The 16,979-nt window shown below is 67.6% G+C and carries 17 protein-coding genes; 4 read left to right on the top strand and 13 right to left on the bottom strand.

Annotated features, from left to right (window positions below; translation table 11 throughout):
* Window positions 1-216: 216 nt before the first annotated feature.
* Complete coding sequence (locus A7X97_RS02045; protein WP_005420578.1) at window positions 217-516, top strand: YrhB domain-containing protein; 300 nt, start codon at window positions 217-219, stop codon at window positions 514-516.
* Between the two features lie 74 nt (window positions 517-590).
* On the opposite strand, the gene A7X97_RS02040 is transcribed toward A7X97_RS02045, so the two are convergent.
* From A7X97_RS02040 to A7X97_RS02025, 4 genes are all read right to left on the bottom strand, one after another.
* Window positions 591-1,907, bottom strand: coding sequence for an ABC transporter permease (locus A7X97_RS02040; protein WP_088497250.1), 1,317 nt, complete (start codon window positions 1,905-1,907; stop codon window positions 591-593).
* A gap of 12 nt (window positions 1,908-1,919) precedes the next feature.
* Window positions 1,920-3,077 carry an ABC transporter permease gene (locus tag A7X97_RS02035; protein ID WP_072168722.1) on the bottom strand — a complete coding sequence of 386 codons (1,158 nt, stop codon included), beginning with the start codon at window positions 3,075-3,077 and terminating at the stop codon, window positions 1,920-1,922.
* Between the two features lie 14 nt (window positions 3,078-3,091).
* On the bottom strand, window positions 3,092-3,781 hold the full coding sequence (locus A7X97_RS02030; RefSeq protein WP_005420572.1) for an ABC transporter ATP-binding protein: 690 nt from the start codon (window positions 3,779-3,781) through the stop codon (window positions 3,092-3,094).
* A gap of 102 nt (window positions 3,782-3,883) precedes the next feature.
* The gene (locus tag A7X97_RS02025; protein WP_111007550.1) at window positions 3,884-5,131 is read right to left on the bottom strand and encodes an efflux RND transporter periplasmic adaptor subunit; all 1,248 of its coding nucleotides are present in this window, start codon (window positions 5,129-5,131) and stop codon (window positions 3,884-3,886) included.
* A gap of 327 nt (window positions 5,132-5,458) precedes the next feature.
* On the opposite strand from A7X97_RS02025, the gene A7X97_RS02020 reads away from it, so the two are divergent.
* Both A7X97_RS02020 and A7X97_RS02015 read left to right on the top strand, forming a co-directional pair.
* A complete protein-coding gene (locus A7X97_RS02020) occupies window positions 5,459-6,682 on the top strand; it encodes a sensor histidine kinase (RefSeq protein WP_111007549.1) in 1,224 nt (407 codons plus the stop codon).
* Entirely contained in the window at window positions 6,679-7,281 is a 603-nt protein-coding gene (locus A7X97_RS02015; RefSeq protein WP_005420563.1) for a response regulator transcription factor, read from the top strand. Before A7X97_RS02020 ends, A7X97_RS02015 begins: the two co-directional genes overlap by 4 nt.
* Window positions 7,282-7,910: 629 nt before the next feature.
* On the opposite strand, the gene A7X97_RS02010 is transcribed toward A7X97_RS02015, so the two are convergent.
* From A7X97_RS02010 to A7X97_RS01970, 9 genes are all read right to left on the bottom strand, one after another.
* Window positions 7,911-8,447, bottom strand: a complete 537-nt coding sequence (locus A7X97_RS02010) for a cytochrome b (RefSeq protein ID WP_072168719.1) — start codon at window positions 8,445-8,447, stop codon at window positions 7,911-7,913.
* Window positions 8,444-9,547, bottom strand: coding sequence for a catalase family peroxidase (locus tag A7X97_RS02005; protein WP_065178988.1), 1,104 nt, complete (start codon window positions 9,545-9,547; stop codon window positions 8,444-8,446). The genes A7X97_RS02010 and A7X97_RS02005 overlap by 4 nt, the downstream gene beginning before the upstream one ends.
* A gap of 135 nt (window positions 9,548-9,682) precedes the next feature.
* The gene (locus A7X97_RS02000; protein ID WP_053499499.1) at window positions 9,683-11,050 is read right to left on the bottom strand and encodes a leucyl aminopeptidase family protein; all 1,368 of its coding nucleotides are present in this window, start codon (window positions 11,048-11,050) and stop codon (window positions 9,683-9,685) included.
* Between the two features lie 3 nt (window positions 11,051-11,053).
* On the bottom strand, window positions 11,054-11,773 hold the full coding sequence (locus A7X97_RS01995; protein WP_053499497.1) for an HAD family hydrolase: 720 nt from the start codon (window positions 11,771-11,773) through the stop codon (window positions 11,054-11,056).
* A gap of 31 nt (window positions 11,774-11,804) precedes the next feature.
* A complete protein-coding gene (locus tag A7X97_RS01990) occupies window positions 11,805-12,914 on the bottom strand; it encodes an AI-2E family transporter (RefSeq protein ID WP_111007548.1) in 1,110 nt (369 codons plus the stop codon).
* A gap of 67 nt (window positions 12,915-12,981) precedes the next feature.
* Window positions 12,982-13,443, bottom strand: a complete 462-nt coding sequence (locus tag A7X97_RS01985; protein WP_069138037.1) for a protein sip-5 — start codon at window positions 13,441-13,443, stop codon at window positions 12,982-12,984.
* Complete coding sequence (locus A7X97_RS01980; protein ID WP_004153834.1) at window positions 13,440-13,910, bottom strand: phage holin family protein; 471 nt, start codon at window positions 13,908-13,910, stop codon at window positions 13,440-13,442. The genes A7X97_RS01985 and A7X97_RS01980 overlap by 4 nt, the downstream gene beginning before the upstream one ends.
* A gap of 8 nt (window positions 13,911-13,918) precedes the next feature.
* Window positions 13,919-14,284: a hypothetical protein gene (locus A7X97_RS01975; protein ID WP_010486932.1), complete on the bottom strand. Its 366-nt coding sequence runs from the start codon at window positions 14,282-14,284 to the stop codon at window positions 13,919-13,921.
* A gap of 101 nt (window positions 14,285-14,385) precedes the next feature.
* Window positions 14,386-15,819 carry a Do family serine endopeptidase gene (locus A7X97_RS01970; RefSeq protein ID WP_111007547.1) on the bottom strand — a complete coding sequence of 478 codons (1,434 nt, stop codon included), beginning with the start codon at window positions 15,817-15,819 and terminating at the stop codon, window positions 14,386-14,388.
* 490 nt (window positions 15,820-16,309) lie between these two features.
* On the opposite strand from A7X97_RS01970, the gene A7X97_RS01965 reads away from it, so the two are divergent.
* The coding region (locus A7X97_RS01965; RefSeq protein WP_111007546.1) for a histone at window positions 16,310-16,979 on the top strand (670 nt) is incomplete at its 3' end.

The following is a 16,979-nucleotide window of genomic DNA, read 5'->3' as shown; positions in this document are numbered from 1 at the left end:
AATCGCAACCAACAATCCACAGATGCACTGTGCGCAGCGTCACGCGCACTGCGTTTGCGATGAGTAGAGGCATCGATAGCGGCACAGAACCGCCACGCTTGAGCGGTTGCGGCAACACGCCGCAGTGCGCACTTGTACGCAGGTGCCTATCCGTTGCGATGCATCCACCCGCATGAAATGCTCTTCGCGCTGTCATCGAAAACAAGAGGCGAAGGAATGATCCAGCTCGACGAAGCACGCCGTCGCGTGCAGGCTGCACTTGCCAGCGACGATGAGCCGGTTGCCATCACGCACGAGCATGAGATGGTCGAAGGCTGGCTGTTCTGCTTCCAGTCGCTGCGCTACCTGCAATCTGGTGAGATCTCGGACGCGCTGGCCGGCAATGGCCCGATCTTCGTCGACAGGCATACGGGTGAGCAGCACGCGCTGGGCACGGCGTACGCGCCGGAGGAGGCTGTTCGCCGGCATTTGGCCCTGCGGCACCCACCATCCGATGTTGCGGCGATGGATGCCTGAGTTCAGCAACGGAAAAGGGACGGAGCCTTCGCTCCGTCCCCCTGCGTGATGCGCAGTCCACCGCTGCATGATGCTCAGGTTTCGCGCAGCGCCGTAGTGATCGGCAAACGCGCCGCGCGCAGCGCCGGGAACAGGCCGCCGACCAGGCCGATGCCCAGTGCCCATTTCAGGCCGGTCCACAGCAGTTCCGGTGATACGTGGAACTTGAACACCACCGCGCTGAAGTTGCTGCCGATGGTGGACACGCTGTAGCCATTGAACAGCAGCCATGCAACCGCACAGCCGAGCAGGCCACCGAGCAGCGCCAACAGCATCGTTTCCAGCATCACCGCCGTCACCACCGGCAGGCCGCGGAAGCCGATCGCACGCATGGTGGCGATTTCGCGGGCGCGCGTGGCCACGGCCGCATACATGGTGTTGAGCGCGCCGAACACCGCACCGACCGCCATGATCGTGCCGATCACCTTGCCCAGGATGTCGATCAGCTTGGTCAGCCCGCCGCCCTGCTTGCTGTAGTAGACGCGGGTGGTTTCCACGTCCAGCTTCAGGCGTGGGTCGGCAGCGACGGCCGCCTTGAACTGATCGAAGCCGGCCTTGCCATCGGTACGCACGCTGATCGACTGCCAGGCACTGCGCTGGTAGGTGGTGGCCAGCGTATCGGCGTCGGTCCACAGTTCCGAATCATGCGCATCGCCAGTGGCGAACACGCCGACCACGGTCCAGGTCTGGTTGCCCAGCGACAGCGTCCTGCCGACCTCCATGTCGCGGAACTGGCCCTTGGCGCCCTGGCCGACCACGATCTCGCGCAGCCCGGTGGCGAACTTGCGGCCCTCGACGATCCTGACCTTGTCATGCACCGCCCACGCCTGCGGGCCGACGCCGCGGAACTGCGCGTTGACGTCGGTGCCGTCGGACTTCGATACCAGGTTGACCACCTGCGACAGTTCCGGTGACAGCAACGGCCGGCCCTGCGCATCGCGGCTGATGCCGGGCAGGGTGGACAGCATCGGTACCTGCTCGCGGGTGATCACCGAGTTGGTCTCGGCCTGCGAGCCACCGCGCAGCACGATGGCAGTGGTGTCATCACCGGTGTTGTTGAGCGTGGCCTGGAAGCCTTCGCCCATCGCCAGCATCGCCACCAGCACGCCGACCACGCCGGCAATGCCGACCACGATCACCGAGGACGCGCCCCAGCGTTGCGGCAGGCTGGCCACGCCGATGCGGGTGGCGGCCAACGCCAGCCGTCCACCGCGGGTCAGCAGCAGCCACAGCGTTACCAGCACGGCCACGGCCAGCACGCCAAACCACGGCAGCCCGATCCACAACACCAGGCCGATCGCAAGCAGCAGCACGGTTACGCCGTTGCCCAGCCACTTCTTGAGCTTGTTCATCTGCAATCCTCCTCAGCGGCCGGCCAGTGCATCGACGATCTTCAGGCGCTTGGCACGCAGCGCGGGCAGCAGCCCGACGATGATGCCGATCACTACGATCAGGCCCAACCCCATCAGCCAGGTTGGCGTCGGCACGTGCGGCGGCAGCATGCCCATGCTCTTCGGGCCGATCGCCGGCAGGATCAGGGCGGCCAGGCCCATGCCGATCAGGCCGCCCAGGCCGATCAGCAGCACCGACTCCACCATCACCAGGGTCAGCACGGTGCTGTCCTTGAAGCCCAGCGTTTTCAGCGTGGCCAGCTCCGGCACGCGCTCTCGCACGGCCTGCGCCATGGTGTTGCCGGTCAACAGCAGCAGGGTGAAGAACACCGCGCCCATGATCGAGGTGACGATCATGCCGATATCCGCGAACTGCTTGACGAAGGCCTGCTGGAACGCCGATTCGGTCTGGGTCTTGGTCTCGTGGTCGGAGTTCGCCGAGATCGCATCGATCGCCTGTGCGACCCGCGAAGAGTGGTCCGGGTTGTCCAGCGTCACCGTGTACCAGCTCACCTGGTTCTTGATGTAGTCGTTGGATTCGTCGAAGTACTTCCAGTTCATCATCAACTGGCGTTCTTCGTTGGCGGCCAGCGCGCGGTCCTTGGAGCGGTAGATGCCCTTGAGCACCAGTGGCCAGTCATTGCTGCCGCCACGCGGGAAGATCGTCGCCTGCAGCGGGATGGTATCGCCGATCTTCCAGCCGAACTGCTTGGCCAGGGTTTCGCCGACGATGGCGCCAGTGCGGGTCTGCTTCCAGTCCTCCAGTTGTGCCGGATCGATCTGCAGCTCGCGGTAGACATCGAAGTAGTTGGGTGACACCGAGAAGTTCGGGAAGAAGTTCTTCGGGTCCTGGTAGATGCCACCAAACCACATGCCATAAGCCACGTCACGGACACCGGCTACCTGGCGCACCTGTGCTTCCAGCCGGATCGGCAGCGACTGGGTGATCGACAGCCGCGAGGCCACGATCAGCCGGTTGGCACCTTCCACGCTGCCACCCGACGAGAACGCCACCCGCACCGAATCGAGCATGCCGAACAGCAGGAACGCGGCCACCACCGACAGCAGGGTCAGCAGGGTGCGGGTACGGCTGCGGAACAGCTGTGCCCACACCAACGAGAAGTATTTCATCGCTGTGGCCTCCGTCAGTGGGCCAGCGGCGCGTCGGCCAGCTCGCCCTTGTCCAGGTGCACCGTGTGCGTGGCGTACTCGGCGGCCTTCGGGTCATGGGTGACCATGATGATGGTCTTGCCGTGCTCGCGGTTGAGCTGCTGCAGCAGGCCGAGGATCTCCTCGGCCGATTGGCGGTCGAGGTCGCCGGTCGGTTCGTCGCAGATCAGGAAGGTCGGGTCGGAGACGATCGCGCGGGCGATCGCCACGCGCTGCTGCTGGCCGCCTGACAGTTCATTCGGGCGGTGGCTGCGGCGGTCGGCCAGGCCGACCAGGGTGAGCGCGATCTCGGCATTGCGGCGGCGCTGCGCCGCGCTGAGGTGGGTCAGCAGCAGCGGCAGTTCCACGTTCTTCTGCGCGGTCAGCATCGGCATCAGGTTGTAGAACTGGAACACGAAGCCGACATGGTGGCTGCGCCAGGTCGACAGCTGGCCGCCACTCATCTGGTCGATGCGCTCGCCCTCGATGCTGATCTCGCCGCCAGTGGGGCTGTCCAGGCCGCCGATCAGGTTGAGCAGGGTGGTCTTGCCCGAACCGGACGGGCCCATCAGCGCAACGAAGTCGCCGCTGGCGATGTCCAGGTCGATGCCGTGCAGCACCTGCACTTGCTCGGGGCCACGCTGGTAGGTCTTGGTGATGTTGCGCAGTGAAACCAGGGTCGACATGGGTGGTTCTCCACGGGAAGCGGGAAACGGGGAAGCGCACCTGCGGTGGCCGCAGGCGTGCGTCGAGCGATGCTGCCGGCCGCGCCCACGGGCGCCAGGCCGTTACTGCGCTTGTTTCTGTTGCACCTTGGCGCCATCGCGCAGGGTGTCGGGTGGGTTCACCACCACCGGCTCACCTGCGCTCACGCCCTTGAGGATCTGGCGGTCCTTGCCCATCGCCTGGCCGGCCTCGACCGTGCGCTGCTGAACGCGGTTCCCGTCACCCAGCACGAAGGCCACCGAGGCACCGTCGCGCTGGACCACGGCGCCGCCCGGCACGCGCACGCCCTGCGGCTTGGCGGCCGCCTGCGGCTGCGCCTGTTCCAGGAAGCTGACCCGCACGCCCATCTCCGGCACGATGCGCGGGTCTTTCACCTTCAGCGCCACGCGCACCTTCACCGTGGCCTTGCCGCGGTCGGCGGTGGGGATGATGGCGATCACCTCGCCGGGAATCTTCCATTCCGGGTAGGCGTTGAGCGTGGCTTCCACCGGCATCTTCGGCTGCACGCGGCCGATGAAGGCCTCGCCGACCTCCACTTCGATCTCCAGCGAGTCCATGTCCACGATGGTGCCGATGCCGGTACGGGTGAACCCACCACCCGCCGACAGCGGCGAAACGATCTCGCCGGGCTGCGCCGCCTTGGCGGTGACCACGCCGGAGAACGGCGCGCGCACGATGTTGTTGTCCACGCCCAGATCGGCGATGGCCAGCTGGTCGTTGGCAACCTTGACGTTGCGCTGCGCGGTATCCAGCTGCGCACGCAGGCTGTCGCGCTGGGCCACGGCCTGGTCGTACTGCGAGCGCGAGACCAGCTGCTGGCCAACCAGCGCCTGCAGGCGGCTGGCTTCAGCGGCGGCCTGCCTCTGCTGCGCCTCCAGCCCGGCGACCTGGCTGCGTGCGGCCTGCAGCTGCGAGGCGTACAGGCTGCGCTGCGCGTCGGCATCGATCGGGTCGAGCGTGGCCATCACCTGGCCAGCCTCGACCCGCATGCCTTCTTCGATCATCACCTCGCGCACCTTGCCGGTGATCTTGGCCGATACCGTGGCCATGCGCCGGGCGACCACGTAGCCACTGGCGTCGAGCACCGAGCTGCTGGCGCTGCCCTGCTGGATGGCCACGGCGGGAGCGGTTTCCACCTCTACGGCCGGTGCGCGACCGAACAGGTAGGCCACGGCCGCGGCGACCAGCAGCACGACCACGATGATCGCGATCCACAACCCGCGGCGGCCACCGCCATTGCCTCCGGAGGCCGGCGGGGGAGATTTGCGGTCGATACGGAGTTCCTTCAACAGCTCGGCAGAAGCGTTCATTCGTTCCATCACATGCGTTCGGGCGGGTGTGGCCGGAAGCGCGGACGACGGCGGTTCCGGCGGTGGAGCGTGCGGCACAGCATGAAGGCAGGCACAGCGAAGACGGCAGTGACAGCTGTCATCCGATGACACTGACGGCGGCAACTGCGAAATGTGACCACGGCGGCACAGGATGGCAACGTCCCCGCTACCGGTACTGCCCATGGATCCGATCGCCCCATTGCCGGCCCGCCGCAGCGGCGCCGCCAAGCGTACCGTGATCTGCGCCCGGTTGCGCCGGTGCCGCCCAGCCGACGGTGGCGCCTGCGCGCAGGCGGCTGAACTGGCATGATCGGCGGCGATCGTCCCCGCCTGGAACCGCCCGTGCCGTCCATCTGGCTTGCCTCGCTGCTGCGCCCCGCGCCGGACTCGGCGGTGGCCGAGACGCTGCGCCGGGGAAAGTCCCCCTGGGGCGAGGCAATCCACCTGCTGTGGTCAGTGTGGATCTTCCTGACGCCCTTGCTTGGCCATGGCTTCACCCTGCGCTGGCTGCTGCTGACGCTGGCCAGCTATCCGGTGTTCCTGCTGCTGTACGCCAAGGTGATGGTGGCGCCGCGCCATCACGCCCCGCGCTATGCCCTGGGCCTGATCGCGATGTCGCTGGTGCTGCTGCCCTGGTACCCGTCCGGGCTGACCTACTTCGTGTTCGGCTGCGTGCTGCTGCGGGTGAGCGGTCGCGGCGGCTGGTGGCAGTATCTGCTGCAGCTCACTGGTCTGAACCTCCTGTTCTGCAGCCTCGCCCTGCTGTTCCAGTACCCGTGGCAGAGCCTGGTCTGGATCCCCGCCGTGTCCTATATCGTCGGCCTGGTCGTGAACGTGGAGGCACTCAACCAGCAGAAGGATGCGGCACTGCAGCTTTCACAGGACGAGGTGCGGCGGCTAGCAGCCACCGCTGAGCGCGAACGCATCGGCCGCGACCTGCACGACCTGCTCGGCCACACCCTGTCGCTGATCACGTTGAAGCTGGAACTGGCGCGCAAGCTGCAGGACCGCGGTGATGCACGCGCGCGGCAGGAGATCGGCGAGGCCGAGGCCATCGCCCGCGAGGCGCTGGCGCAGGTCCGAAGTGCGGTCACCGGTATCCGCGCCAGCGACCTGGCCGGCGAGCTGGCATCGGCGCGGCTGCTGCTGGAGTGCCAGCAGGTCCACCTTCAGTACGCACCACCACCGGCGATGCCGGTGGATGTCGAACGCGGGCTGGCACTGGTGCTGCGCGAGGCCGCGACCAATATCGTGCGCCATGCACAGGCGACGCAGGCACGGGTGGAGTTCATGCTGGAGGGAAGCATGCTGGCGATGCAGATCCGCGACGATGGTCGTGGCGGCGTGCAGGCCGAGGGCAATGGGTTGTGCGGCATGCGCGAACGCGTGGCCGCCCTGGGTGGAAGCCTGCAGGTGCAGTCCGCAAAGGGCGAGGGCACGGTGTTGATCGTGCGCGTGCCACTGGCCGCTGCGACCACACCGCTGCCGCCAGGCGTGCCGCCGTCGCTGGTGCAGGACGGTGCCGCATGATCCGCATCCTGCTGGCCGAAGACCAGGCGATGGTACGCGGCGCACTGTCGGCGCTGCTGGGCCTGGAAGCGGATATCGAAGTGCTGGGCAGCGCCGCCGACGGCGAAACCGCGTGGCGCATGCTGCAGCAGCTGCAGCCGGACATCCTGGTGACCGACATCGAGATGCCGGGCCTGTCCGGGTTGGAGCTTGCACAGCGCATCGCGCGTCACGAGCTGCCGATCAAGGTGGTGATCGTGACCACCTTCGCCCGCGCAGGTTTCCTGCGCCGCGCGCTGGAAGCCGGCGTGCTGGGCTACCTGCTGAAGGACGCACCGGCTGAGAACCTGGCCGAGGCACTGCGCAAGGTCAAGCAGGGCATCCGTGCGATCGACCCGCAGCTGGCACTGGATGCGTGGTCGCAGGCCGACCCGCTGACCGACCGCGAGCGCCGCGTGCTGCGGCTGGCGGGCGAGGGCCGTACCGCCAGCGAGATCGCCGAGCAGTTGGGGCTGTCGCACGGCACGGTGCGCAACTATCTGTCCGAGTGCATCGGCAAGCTGGGCGTAGCCAATCGCATTGAGGCGTACCGGCTGGCGCGGCAGAAAGGGTGGCTGTAGGGGCGGCCTGCCTTTCCTGGTGATGTCGTTTCCGCGACCGCGGGTGGGTGTCACTTTCTTTGCTCGTGCACCACGCTGCAGGAGCAGCGTGGAACGGCGTAGCCGGCCCGTAGGGTGGCGCACATGGATGTGGGCCATCAAGAAAGTAACCAAAGAAACGCTCCGCCGGCCGCGAGCCGGCGTGCGTCGCACGCCGGTGCCCTGCGCTCCTCGGTCCGTCGAGGGACGGCGCGGGAACTCGCTGCGCTCAAACACCGGCGCCTCTTCGCCCTCGCCGGACCTGCGGTGCTCGGCTCGCTCAAGGCGGACTGGAAGGTCAAGATCAACGGCAACAGCAACCACGCATGGCGTGGATCTACTGGGTGCAGCTGTCGCTCTTGATGTTGGGTCCGCCTTGAGCGAGCCGAGCATCGCGGGGGAATCAGGGGCGAAGAGGCGCCGGTGTTTGAGCGTAGCGAGTTCGGCGCCGTCCCCTGATTCACCGAGAAGCACAGGGCACCGGTGCGCAGCACCGGCTCGCGCTCTGGCGGCGCGTTTCTTTTGGTTACTTTTCTTTTCGCGCGAAAAGAAAAGTGACACCCCCCCCGCGGTCGCGGAAACAATCCGCCGGGAACGCCCGGCGAATCCTTTCAATCCTTCCCGCGCGCCATCGCCTGGAACACCCCGTCCCGCCGCACCCACAGGTGGAACAACGCCGCACCCACATGCATCAGCACCGTGGCGAACAACACATAGGCCAGCAGGCTGTGCGCATTGCGCAGCGCGGCATACAGCGCCGGGGTGTGCGGAACGATCGATGGCAGGTGGAATCCACCCCACAGCACGATCGGGTATCCGCCGGCCGACAGCATCGCCCAGCCGATCAACGGCATCGCCAGCATCAGCGCGTACAGCACCCAGTGCGAGGCCTTGGCCGCTACCCCCTGCCAGACCGGCAGGTCGGCAGGCAGCGCCGGTGGGCGATGGCGCAGCCGGTTGTACAGGCGCAGCAGCGCCAGCAACAGGATCGCGATGCCCAGCGGGCGGTGCAGGTCGATCAGCGCGGGACGCAGGTGCAGCGAGGCGACCATGGTCACGCCGATGAACAGCATGGCGACGATCATCAGCGCCATGGACCAGTGCAGCACCCGCGCCAGCAGGTTGAAGTGGCCGTTGCCGGTGCTCATCGTGCGGCCTCCTTCGGTTGTTCGACATTGCCGGCGGCGCGCTCGCGTTCACGGCGGTTGAAGGACTGCGAGTACACCGCCGAGCGGGCCGCCAGGATCGGATCATTACTGCCGCGCACCCCACTGGGCAGGATCAGCGGATCGAAGTTGATCTGGCCGCAGGCGCCTTCTTCCTGCGACTGCATGCGGTCCAGGCTGAGTACGCCCGCCACTACCTGGTCACGCGACTCGGGCCACGGTACCGACGGATCATCGATGGCATCGCCGGGCTCGGCGGTGGTCACGACCAGGTTCCAGCGTACCGGGCCGCGGGCCAGGCGCTGCTGCAGTTCCTGGCTGAGGAAATCGACGCTGGCCTGCTTGCGCGCTTCCGCATCCATCTCCACCACCGGCGCCAGCGGCTGCCAGCGCCAGCGCACCGCACGCTTCTGGCCCTGCGCATTGGTGAACCAGAAACTGTTGACGCTGTTGAAAGTGGTGTCGGCCCAGCTGCTGGTCCATGGCGCTGTCTTCGCCCACTGCTGGAACGCCTGCGCACTGGGGTATTTCGCCAGCACTGCCGCCATCTTCTGCGGGTCCGGCTTGCCGGTGGCCGGGTCGGGAATCGAGGCGCGCGTCTGCTCGTAGAACGCCTCGGCCGTGGGTACCGCGAAGAACGGGAAGCTGTTCATCGCCATGCGCCATTCCTGGCCATCATCGCTGACCATCTGCACCGCCAGGCTGCGCACGCGTGCGGTGTTGTCGGCGCCGTAGGGGTCGCCGCCACCGATTGACAGGCGGCCCATCACCGGCACACGTGTCTGCGAGAACACCCGGGCACTGGACAGGGTAGGGGCCTGCGCGCTGGGTTCGAACCAGCCGCTTACGCAGATGCCCTTGCTGTGTGCACGGCGGAAGCCCGGATGGGCCGGGCCGGTGGCCTCGATGGTGTCGGTGAAGCGCTGCGCGGTGAGGCGGTCGCCCATCCAGCCGGCCAGCCAGGCGAAGGCCAGCGCCACGGTACCCAGGATGAGCGCGATCAGCGCGATCCAGAGCAGGGGGGAATGCTTGCGCGGTGCGCCCGGCGTCTGGCCGGCACGGGTGTAGCCGAAGAGCGACATGGTCGGAGTCCTGCCTTCACGGAGCGTGTGGGTGGTCGACCCACACATCCTCGCAGAACCCGGCCGAGGCCGAAATTCAATTTTTCGTCAGATTTGCCGGGGACAGCGTGCCGACCAAGGTCGGCACCCACCCGATCAGCTGTAACGCGCCTTCAGCATCGCCCAGGCCGAGCGCAGCGCCAGCGCTTCGCCACCGGCCGGACGGCCCGGGCGTTCGCCGTCGTTCCAGGCGTACACGTCCAGGTGCGCCCAGCGCTGGCCGTCTTCCAGGAAGCGCTCCAGGTACAGCGCGGCGGTCACCGAGCCGGCCATGCGCGAACCGGCATTGGCCAGGTCGGCAATGCCGCTGCTCAGATAGCGCAGGTAGGGGCGCCACAGCGGCATGCGCCAGACCGGGTCACGGGTTGCGTCGCCGGCCTGCAGCCACTGCTGCGCCACCGTGTCGTCGTTGCTGAAGAGCGCCGGCAGATCCGGACCCAGCGCGATGCGTGCGGCACCGGTAAGAGTGGCGAAATCCAGCACAAGGTCCGGCTTCTGCTCACCGGCGAAGGTCAGCGCGTCGCACAGGATCACGCGGCCTTCGGCATCGGTGTTGTCGATCTCCACGCTCAACCCCTTGCGGGTGGCGATCACTTCGCCGGGGCGGAACGCATCCGGACCGATCGCATTTTCCACCGCCGGCACCAGCAGCGTCAGCCGCACCGGCAGTCCGCGCGCCATCACCAGGCCGGCCAGGGCCAGCGCGTGCGCGGCGCCGCCCATGTCCTTCTTCATGTTGCGCATGCCGTCGGCCGGCTTGATGTCCAGGCCGCCGGTATCGAAGCACACGCCCTTGCCGACCAGCACCAGTGCCGGGTCGGTTTCCTTGCCCCAGCGCAGCACCACCAGGCGCGGCGCGCGGTGCGACGCGCGGCCCACGGCGTGGATGGCCGGGAAGTTCTGCTTCAGCAGTTCATCGCCGGTGATCGCCTCGACCTGCGCACCATGTGCATCGGCCAGTGCACGCGCGGCGTCTTCCAGCTGCTGCGGCCCCATGTCTTCGGTCGGGGTGTTGACCCAGTCGCGCACGCGCAGGCTGGCGGCGATCAGGTCGGCCACTTCGCCGGACGGTGCGGCCACCAGCTGCGCCGGGGCGCGGTTGCGCTTGCGGTAACGGTCGAAGCGGTAGCTGCCCAAGCCCCAGCCCAGCTGCAGCAGCGCCTGTTCGGCGGCAGGCAGTTCATTGGCCAGCTGCCAGACACTGCCTTCCGGCAGGGCGTGCGGCGCATGCGCATAGCTGTAGGCATCGGCGCGATCACCGACACCGATCACCGCGCCGGCCAGGCCCTCACTGCCGGGCAGCAGGGCCACGCTGTGCGCACCGGCAGTGAAACCCTGCGAGGCCAGCCAGGCCTGGGTCGCGGCCGGTTGGCCGTCCTTCCAAGCGGCGAACTGCTCGCGGTCCAGCACGTACAGCGGCAGCGCCGCGGTGGTGTCGGCGGTGAAACCAGTGATCTCGCTCATGCGTCAGGTACTCCGGGATGCGGCGGCGTCGAGGTTGGCGTCCAACCAGTCGGCCAGGCCGGTGAGGGTGTCAAACTGCAGGTCCGGCTGCAGTTTCGGATGGGTCCAGGTGGCTGCTTCGCGGTTGATCCAGCACCCGCGCAGGCCGGCGGCGATCGCCCCGGCCACGTCCATTTCGGCGTGGTCGCCGACATGTAGCACCTGTGCCGGCGCCACACCCAGGCGGGTGCAGGCGGCGTGGAAGATGCTTGCCTCCGGCTTGGCCGCGCCGTGTTCGCGCGCGCCCAGCTGGAAGGCGAAATGATGGGCCAGGCCGATCCGCTCCAGATCGGCGTTGCCGTTGCTCAGTGCTGCCACCGGCACCCGCGCGGCAATCCTCGCCAGCGCATCGATCGCATCGGGATAGCACTCGACCTGATTGCGCGCGGCGTAGAACGCTTCGTACGCCGGCTCCAGCAGATCGAGGCTGGCGCCACTGGCGTGCAGCGCTTCGTGCAGGGTCAACCGACGCAGCGCGCTCAGGTCGTGGTGGAGGTGCGGATGGGCGTGGTACAGGCGCTCGCGCAGTTCGCGCATCGCCGCCACCGGATACATCGCGGCGGTGGCGGGGCTGTGTTCACGCATCCACTCGTGCAGGACCAGGTCGATGCGGGCGCCAATCGGAGCGAACGGCCACAGCGTGTCGTCAAGGTCGAGAGTGATGGCTTGGACGGGGAAATTCACCCCTCCATTCTACGCCTGCCCGCGCGGGCTTTCATTCCAGCAGCCGTGCCCAGCCCTGCATGCCTTCCAGCCGTGCCAGCACCAGCTTGATGCAGACCAGCAGCGGCACCGCCAGCAGCAGGCCGATCATGCCCCAGGCCCAGCCGAACACCATCAGCGCCAGGATCAGCACCAGCGGCGACAGCTTCATGCGCCGGCCCAGCACGATCGGGGTCACCATCTGCCCTTCCAGAGTGTGCAGGGCCAGGTACGCGGCCGCCGGCAGCAGCGCCTGCAGCGGGTCGCGGAGTTCCACGAAGCCCATCAGCAGCATCAGTGCCACGCCGATCAGCGGACCGACGTACGGGGCAAAGTTCAGCAGCGCGGCCACCGTGCCCCACAGCAGCGCCTCCTGCAGGCCGATGCCGAGCAGCATCAGCACGCCGGCGAACACCAGCCCGACCAGGGTGTTGATCACGCTGATGGTCAGCACATAGCGCGAGACTTCGCGCTCGATCGACCGCAGGATGTCGGCGGTGAAGCGCTGCTGCTGGCGGCTCGGGAACAGCGCGATTGCCGCGCGCTGCAGGCTCTGCCCATAGATCATGAAGAACAGGGTCAGCAGCACCACGGCCAGCACCGAGGCGGCAAGCCGTGGCGCGCGGGTCAGCATGCGGTACGGGTCGTCGAGCTGGGTGCGGATCACCTGCACCTTGTGGTTGCTGTCACCACCGGCCACGCGGGCGAAGTTCTCCGCCGCCTGGTTGGCCTGCTGCACCGGCTTGGTCAGGTCCTGCACCTGGCGGGCGACCTTGCGCAGCTGCTGCGGGGCTTCCTGCGCCCATTCCATCGCCGGGCCGATCAATTGCACCGCCAGTGAACCGGTCACGCCCAGGCCGGCGCCGAGAATCAGCAGCGCGCCCAGCGCGCGCGGAATCCACAGTTTCTGCAGCAGGCGCAGGATCGGGTTGCCGACCAGTGCGAAGAACATCGCCAGCAGCACCGGCAGGATGATGTCCTGCGCCGCCCACAGCGTGTAGCCCACCGCCAGGGTCGCCAGCACCACCAGCGACATCGGCCCGCGTGGGCGAGACGGAGGCGGCAGCGGTGCCTCCGGGTCCTGTGGATCGGCTGGTGACGGGGACAGGGAGGACTCGCTCATCGACGCATCAGCCGGAAAGGGGAGCGCATTATCCGCCGGCCGCCATCGGCGCGGCGGATTCCATGGATCAACGTTCGGACAGTTCGGTGGCCGCCTCGGCCGGGCGCGGTTCGCGCAGGTCCGGTTCCGCCTCCGGCACAGCTCGCGCCGCCGCTGCGGGCCGCGCTTCAGCGGCGGAGGCCGCTGCGTGTGCCTGTTCGCTGGCATCGCCGGCTTCTTCGGCCGCATCGTCGGCGGTGGCCGCCGCCTGCGCCGCCATCGCCGTGGCGAACGCTGCCTGCGCACTGGCGAACAGGTTCGAGACCGAACCCACCATCTGCAGCCAGCGCGCACCGTTGACCTTGCCCGGCATTTCCAGCTTGCCGGCAATGAAGCCACCGGCCAGGCCCACTACCACGATGCGTAGTGGCGACCAGCCCTGGCGCCAGACCTGGCTGAGCGTGGACCAGTGGTCCTGGGTCTCGACCAGGCGTACGGTCACCACCTGTTCGCAGCGCTTCACCCGCCGCTGCAGCGCACCGAACTTCATGGCTTGCCCTCTGGCAGCTGCACATCGGCATCGGGGTCGTCTTCGCTGGGCTCGTCGAACAGGCCCAGGCGGGACAGCTGGCGCCGGGTGGCGTGCATGCCGGTGTGGTGGAAGAAGTAGGACACCCGCCAGATCGCATAACCGGTGACGGCCAGGCTCAGCAGCGAGGTGATCAGCAGGGCCTGCAGCCAGCTCAGGCCCCAGCTCTGCAGCAGGGCGATGAGGGTGGCGGCCATCAGCAGCCAGGCCGACGCTCCGAATACGATCGCTACGCCGGCCCAGGCCAGCGCGCGGCCGAAGGCACTGCGTGCCAGCGCGAAGTCGGCCGAGGCCAACCGGCGCAGCGAACGCAGCGAGTGCTTGGCCGAGTCGGCAGCGGCACGACCGGCCGCGCCGACCTGGCGGATGCTCTCATCCAGCGGCGGGGTAGCCGCCGGATCAGGGGCTTGCGCGTTGTCTTCGCTCACGCCGCGGCTTACTTGTCGCTGCTGCCGCGGGCCAGCTTGGCGATGATCCAGCCGGCAGCGAAGGCCACGCCGAACGAGGCCAGCGGACGTTCGCGGATCAGCTCGGCGGCGCTGTCGATCAGGTCCTTGCCCTTGTCCATCAGCGCATCGACCTGCTCCTTGGCGGCGGCACCACCAAACTCGGCAGCGGCCAGGCCGGACAGCGCGCTGTCGGACAGTTCAGCCTTGACGTTGGCCTTGCCGATCCGCAGTTCGTCGGTGGCCGCACCGGTGGCGCCCTTGATCGCACCGCCGGCGGCGCTGGCGGCCTGCTTCAGGTGGGAACCGGCTTCACCCAGGTGTTCCTTCAGGTTCTCGGTATTGGTGGGGCTCATCGAATCACTCCTGTTGCGATGGGGGAACGGGCGTCGGCGGTGCCGACCTGGACTGACAGCAATAGCATTGCCGGGGTATAGGGGGTGTTACGGCAGGGCGATCAGCGCATCACGAGCTGGCCCTGCTGCTGGCCATTGTTGCGCAGCACGCGCACCACCAGGGTCGGCGGGCGCTGCTGGAAATTGGCACGCCAGCTGGCCAGGTCGGCGAATTCGCCCACGGTGGCGTCGGTGATGATGTCGCCCTGCTGCAGGCCGTTGCTGGCGGCGCGGCTGCCGCGCTTGACCTCGCTGACCAGCACGCCGCCGACGCCAGACTGCCGCAGTGACTCGGGCAGGTCGACGAAGGTCGCACCGGTCAGGCGCGGGTCCAGGCTCTCACCGGTGACCGCGCGCGCCTGTTCCTTCAGCGTCGCCTTGATCTGCAGTGGCTTGCCTTCACGGCGTACGTCCAGCGTCATCGCGCTGCCGACGGCCGCCAGGCCTTCCACGTTGTGCAGGGCCTCGGCGCTGTCCACGCGCTGGCCGTTGGCCGACACCACCACGTCGCCCGGCTTCAGCCCGGCTGCGGCAGCGGCCGAACCGGCCAGCACGCGGGTGATCAGCGCACCGCGGGTTTCGCCCAGGCCCAGGCCCTGCGCGATCTGCGCGGTCAGGTTCTGGCTTTCCACGCCCAGCGTGCCGCGCACCACAACGCCGTGCTTGACCAGCTGGTCGACCACGCTGCGCGCCAGGTTGGAAGGAATCGCCAGGCCCAGGCCGATGTTGCCGGCCATGCTGCCCTGCGGGTTGAAGCTGGCGGTATTGATGCCGACCAGCTGGCCCTGCAGGTCGACCAGCGCGCCACCGGAGTTGCCCGGATTGATCGACGCATCGGTCTGGATGAAGTTCTGGTAGCCCAGCCCGCGGATGCCGCTGCGGCCCACCGCCGAGACGATGCCGGACGTGACCGTCTGGCTGAAGCCGAATGGGTTGCCGATGGCCACCACGAAGTCGCCTACGCGCAGCTGGTCGCTGTTGCCGAGCTTGATGTCGGTCAGGTTCTGCGCCGGAATGCGGATCAGCGCGATGTCGGTATCGCGGTCCGAACCGAGGAACTCGGCCTTGACCGTGCGCCCGTCCGCCAGTGTCACCTGGACGTCATCGGCGTTGTCGATGACATGGTGGTTGGTCAGCACCAGCCCCTCCTTGGCGTCGATGATCACGCCCGAGCCCAGCGATTCGTTGATGCGTTCCTGTGGGGTATCCGGGAACAGGCGGCGGAAGAACGGGTCGTTGAAGAAGGGATTGCGTACGCGAATCACCTGCTTGGTGTTGACGCTGACCACCGCCGGCATCGCCTTCTCCAGCATCGGTGCCAGCGACGGTACCGCCTGTCCGGCCACCGAGGCCGGCAACGCTGCAGTGGTCGGCAGGACCGCCGGCAGCGGCGCGGCGTCGGCACGGTTGTCCAGGTGGGCATTGATGCCGGTGGCAACGAAGCCACCGAAGGCGGCGGCGATTGCGAGCGTGAGCAGGGTAGGAAGCGGTCGCATGGGAGTCGGTTCGCTGGCGTGGGTGGGGGCGGTACGGCCCTACGGTAGAACAAGCTGAATGAGTGTGTCGCGATCTGGATAAATGCGCCATGAAAACGGGTGCCTCGAAGGGGGGAGCGCGGGGGCCAGAACGCGCTTGTGGCGACACCCGGGCAGGTGATGGGTGCGCCATTCAAGGCCAACGCGCGCCGCACTGGCACAGGCGGATACGTGCGCAGTTCCGCGCAGGCGGGTGCCGCAATGCGCCACGACGGATGCCGGACGCTGCCTCCGTGCACGTGCGCGCGGCGACGGCCAGACAATGCTGGGTTCGCTTAGCGCAGCACTGAAAAAAAGGGGTTTGCTGCGAACCGCAGGTGGCAACAGGGGCTGCTGCGTACACCATCGGCGTCGCAACAGATGCGATTGCCGGCACATGCCCCGTTCCACGATCGTCAATGTCGGTATAGCATCGCCCCGTTTTGATACTTAAGGCCCGCAGGAGGGCAACATGAGCAACGGTAATGGTGTGTCGGTCGTGACCGACGCTGTCGAGAACGTGAAAGAAGCCGCCACCAACGTCGGCGAGACCATCGCCCACGCCGCCGAAGACGCAGTGAAGTCGGTCAAGAAGACCGTCAAGCGCGCCAGCAAGGCTGCCGGTACCCGCGTTGCCAAGGCCAAGAAGGCCGTGGCCAAGGTCGAGAAGACCGTTGCCAAGAAGGCCGAGAAGGCTGCCAAGTCGGTCGGCAAGACGGTTGCCAACGCCAGGAAGAAGCTGGAAGCGGCCAAGAAGAACGCCAAGGCCGAAGCTGCTGCCCTGAAGAAGGAAGTGGCGAAGAAGAAGGCGGCTGCGGGCAAGGCCGTGACCAAGAAGGCCGCCGCTGCCAAGAAGACCACCAAGGCCACCACCAAGGCTGCCGGCAAGAAGGTCGCCACCGTGAAGAAGGCCGCCACCAAGAAGGCTGCTGTCGCGAAGAAGACCGTTGCCAAGAAGACTGCGGCCGCCAAGAAGGCGGTTGGCAAGAAGGTCGCCACCGCCAAGAAGGCTGTGGCCAAGAAGACCGTCGCCGCCAAGAAGGCCGTGGCTGCGAAGAAGGTTGTCGGCAAGAAGGTTGCCGCCACCAGGAAGGTCGCCACCAAGAAGACTGCCGCCGCCAAGAAGGTTGTCGGCAAGAAGG

It is taken from the genome of Stenotrophomonas sepilia (assembly GCF_003244875.1).
Lineage (GTDB): Bacteria > Pseudomonadota > Gammaproteobacteria > Xanthomonadales > Xanthomonadaceae > Stenotrophomonas > Stenotrophomonas sepilia.
This window is presented reverse-complemented; position numbering and strand designations above follow the sequence as displayed.

What these genes read in the sequence shown, in the direction of transcription:
- A7X97_RS02045 (WP_005420578.1), top strand. Translation starts at nt 217, where the DNA reads ATGATCCAGCTCGACGAAGCACGCCGTCGCGTGCAGGCTGCACTTGCC.
- A7X97_RS02040 (WP_088497250.1), bottom strand. Translation starts at nt 1,907, where the DNA reads ATGAACAAGCTCAAGAAGTGGCTGGGCAACGGCGTAACCGTGCTGCTG.
- A7X97_RS02035 (WP_072168722.1), bottom strand. Translation starts at nt 3,077, where the DNA reads ATGAAATACTTCTCGTTGGTGTGGGCACAGCTGTTCCGCAGCCGTACC.
- A7X97_RS02030 (WP_005420572.1), bottom strand. Translation starts at nt 3,781, where the DNA reads ATGTCGACCCTGGTTTCACTGCGCAACATCACCAAGACCTACCAGCGT.
- A7X97_RS02025 (WP_111007550.1), bottom strand. Translation starts at nt 5,131, where the DNA reads ATGAACGCTTCTGCCGAGCTGTTGAAGGAACTCCGTATCGACCGCAAA.
- A7X97_RS02020 (WP_111007549.1), top strand. Translation starts at nt 5,459, where the DNA reads ATGATCGGCGGCGATCGTCCCCGCCTGGAACCGCCCGTGCCGTCCATC.
- A7X97_RS02015 (WP_005420563.1), top strand. Translation starts at nt 6,679, where the DNA reads ATGATCCGCATCCTGCTGGCCGAAGACCAGGCGATGGTACGCGGCGCA.
- A7X97_RS02010 (WP_072168719.1), bottom strand. Translation starts at nt 8,447, where the DNA reads ATGAGCACCGGCAACGGCCACTTCAACCTGCTGGCGCGGGTGCTGCAC.
- A7X97_RS02005 (WP_065178988.1), bottom strand. Translation starts at nt 9,547, where the DNA reads ATGTCGCTCTTCGGCTACACCCGTGCCGGCCAGACGCCGGGCGCACCG.
- A7X97_RS02000 (WP_053499499.1), bottom strand. Translation starts at nt 11,050, where the DNA reads ATGAGCGAGATCACTGGTTTCACCGCCGACACCACCGCGGCGCTGCCG.
- A7X97_RS01990 (WP_111007548.1), bottom strand. Translation starts at nt 12,914, where the DNA reads ATGAGCGAGTCCTCCCTGTCCCCGTCACCAGCCGATCCACAGGACCCG.
- A7X97_RS01985 (WP_069138037.1), bottom strand. Translation starts at nt 13,443, where the DNA reads ATGAAGTTCGGTGCGCTGCAGCGGCGGGTGAAGCGCTGCGAACAGGTG.
- A7X97_RS01975 (WP_010486932.1), bottom strand. Translation starts at nt 14,284, where the DNA reads ATGAGCCCCACCAATACCGAGAACCTGAAGGAACACCTGGGTGAAGCC.
- A7X97_RS01970 (WP_111007547.1), bottom strand. Translation starts at nt 15,819, where the DNA reads ATGCGACCGCTTCCTACCCTGCTCACGCTCGCAATCGCCGCCGCCTTC.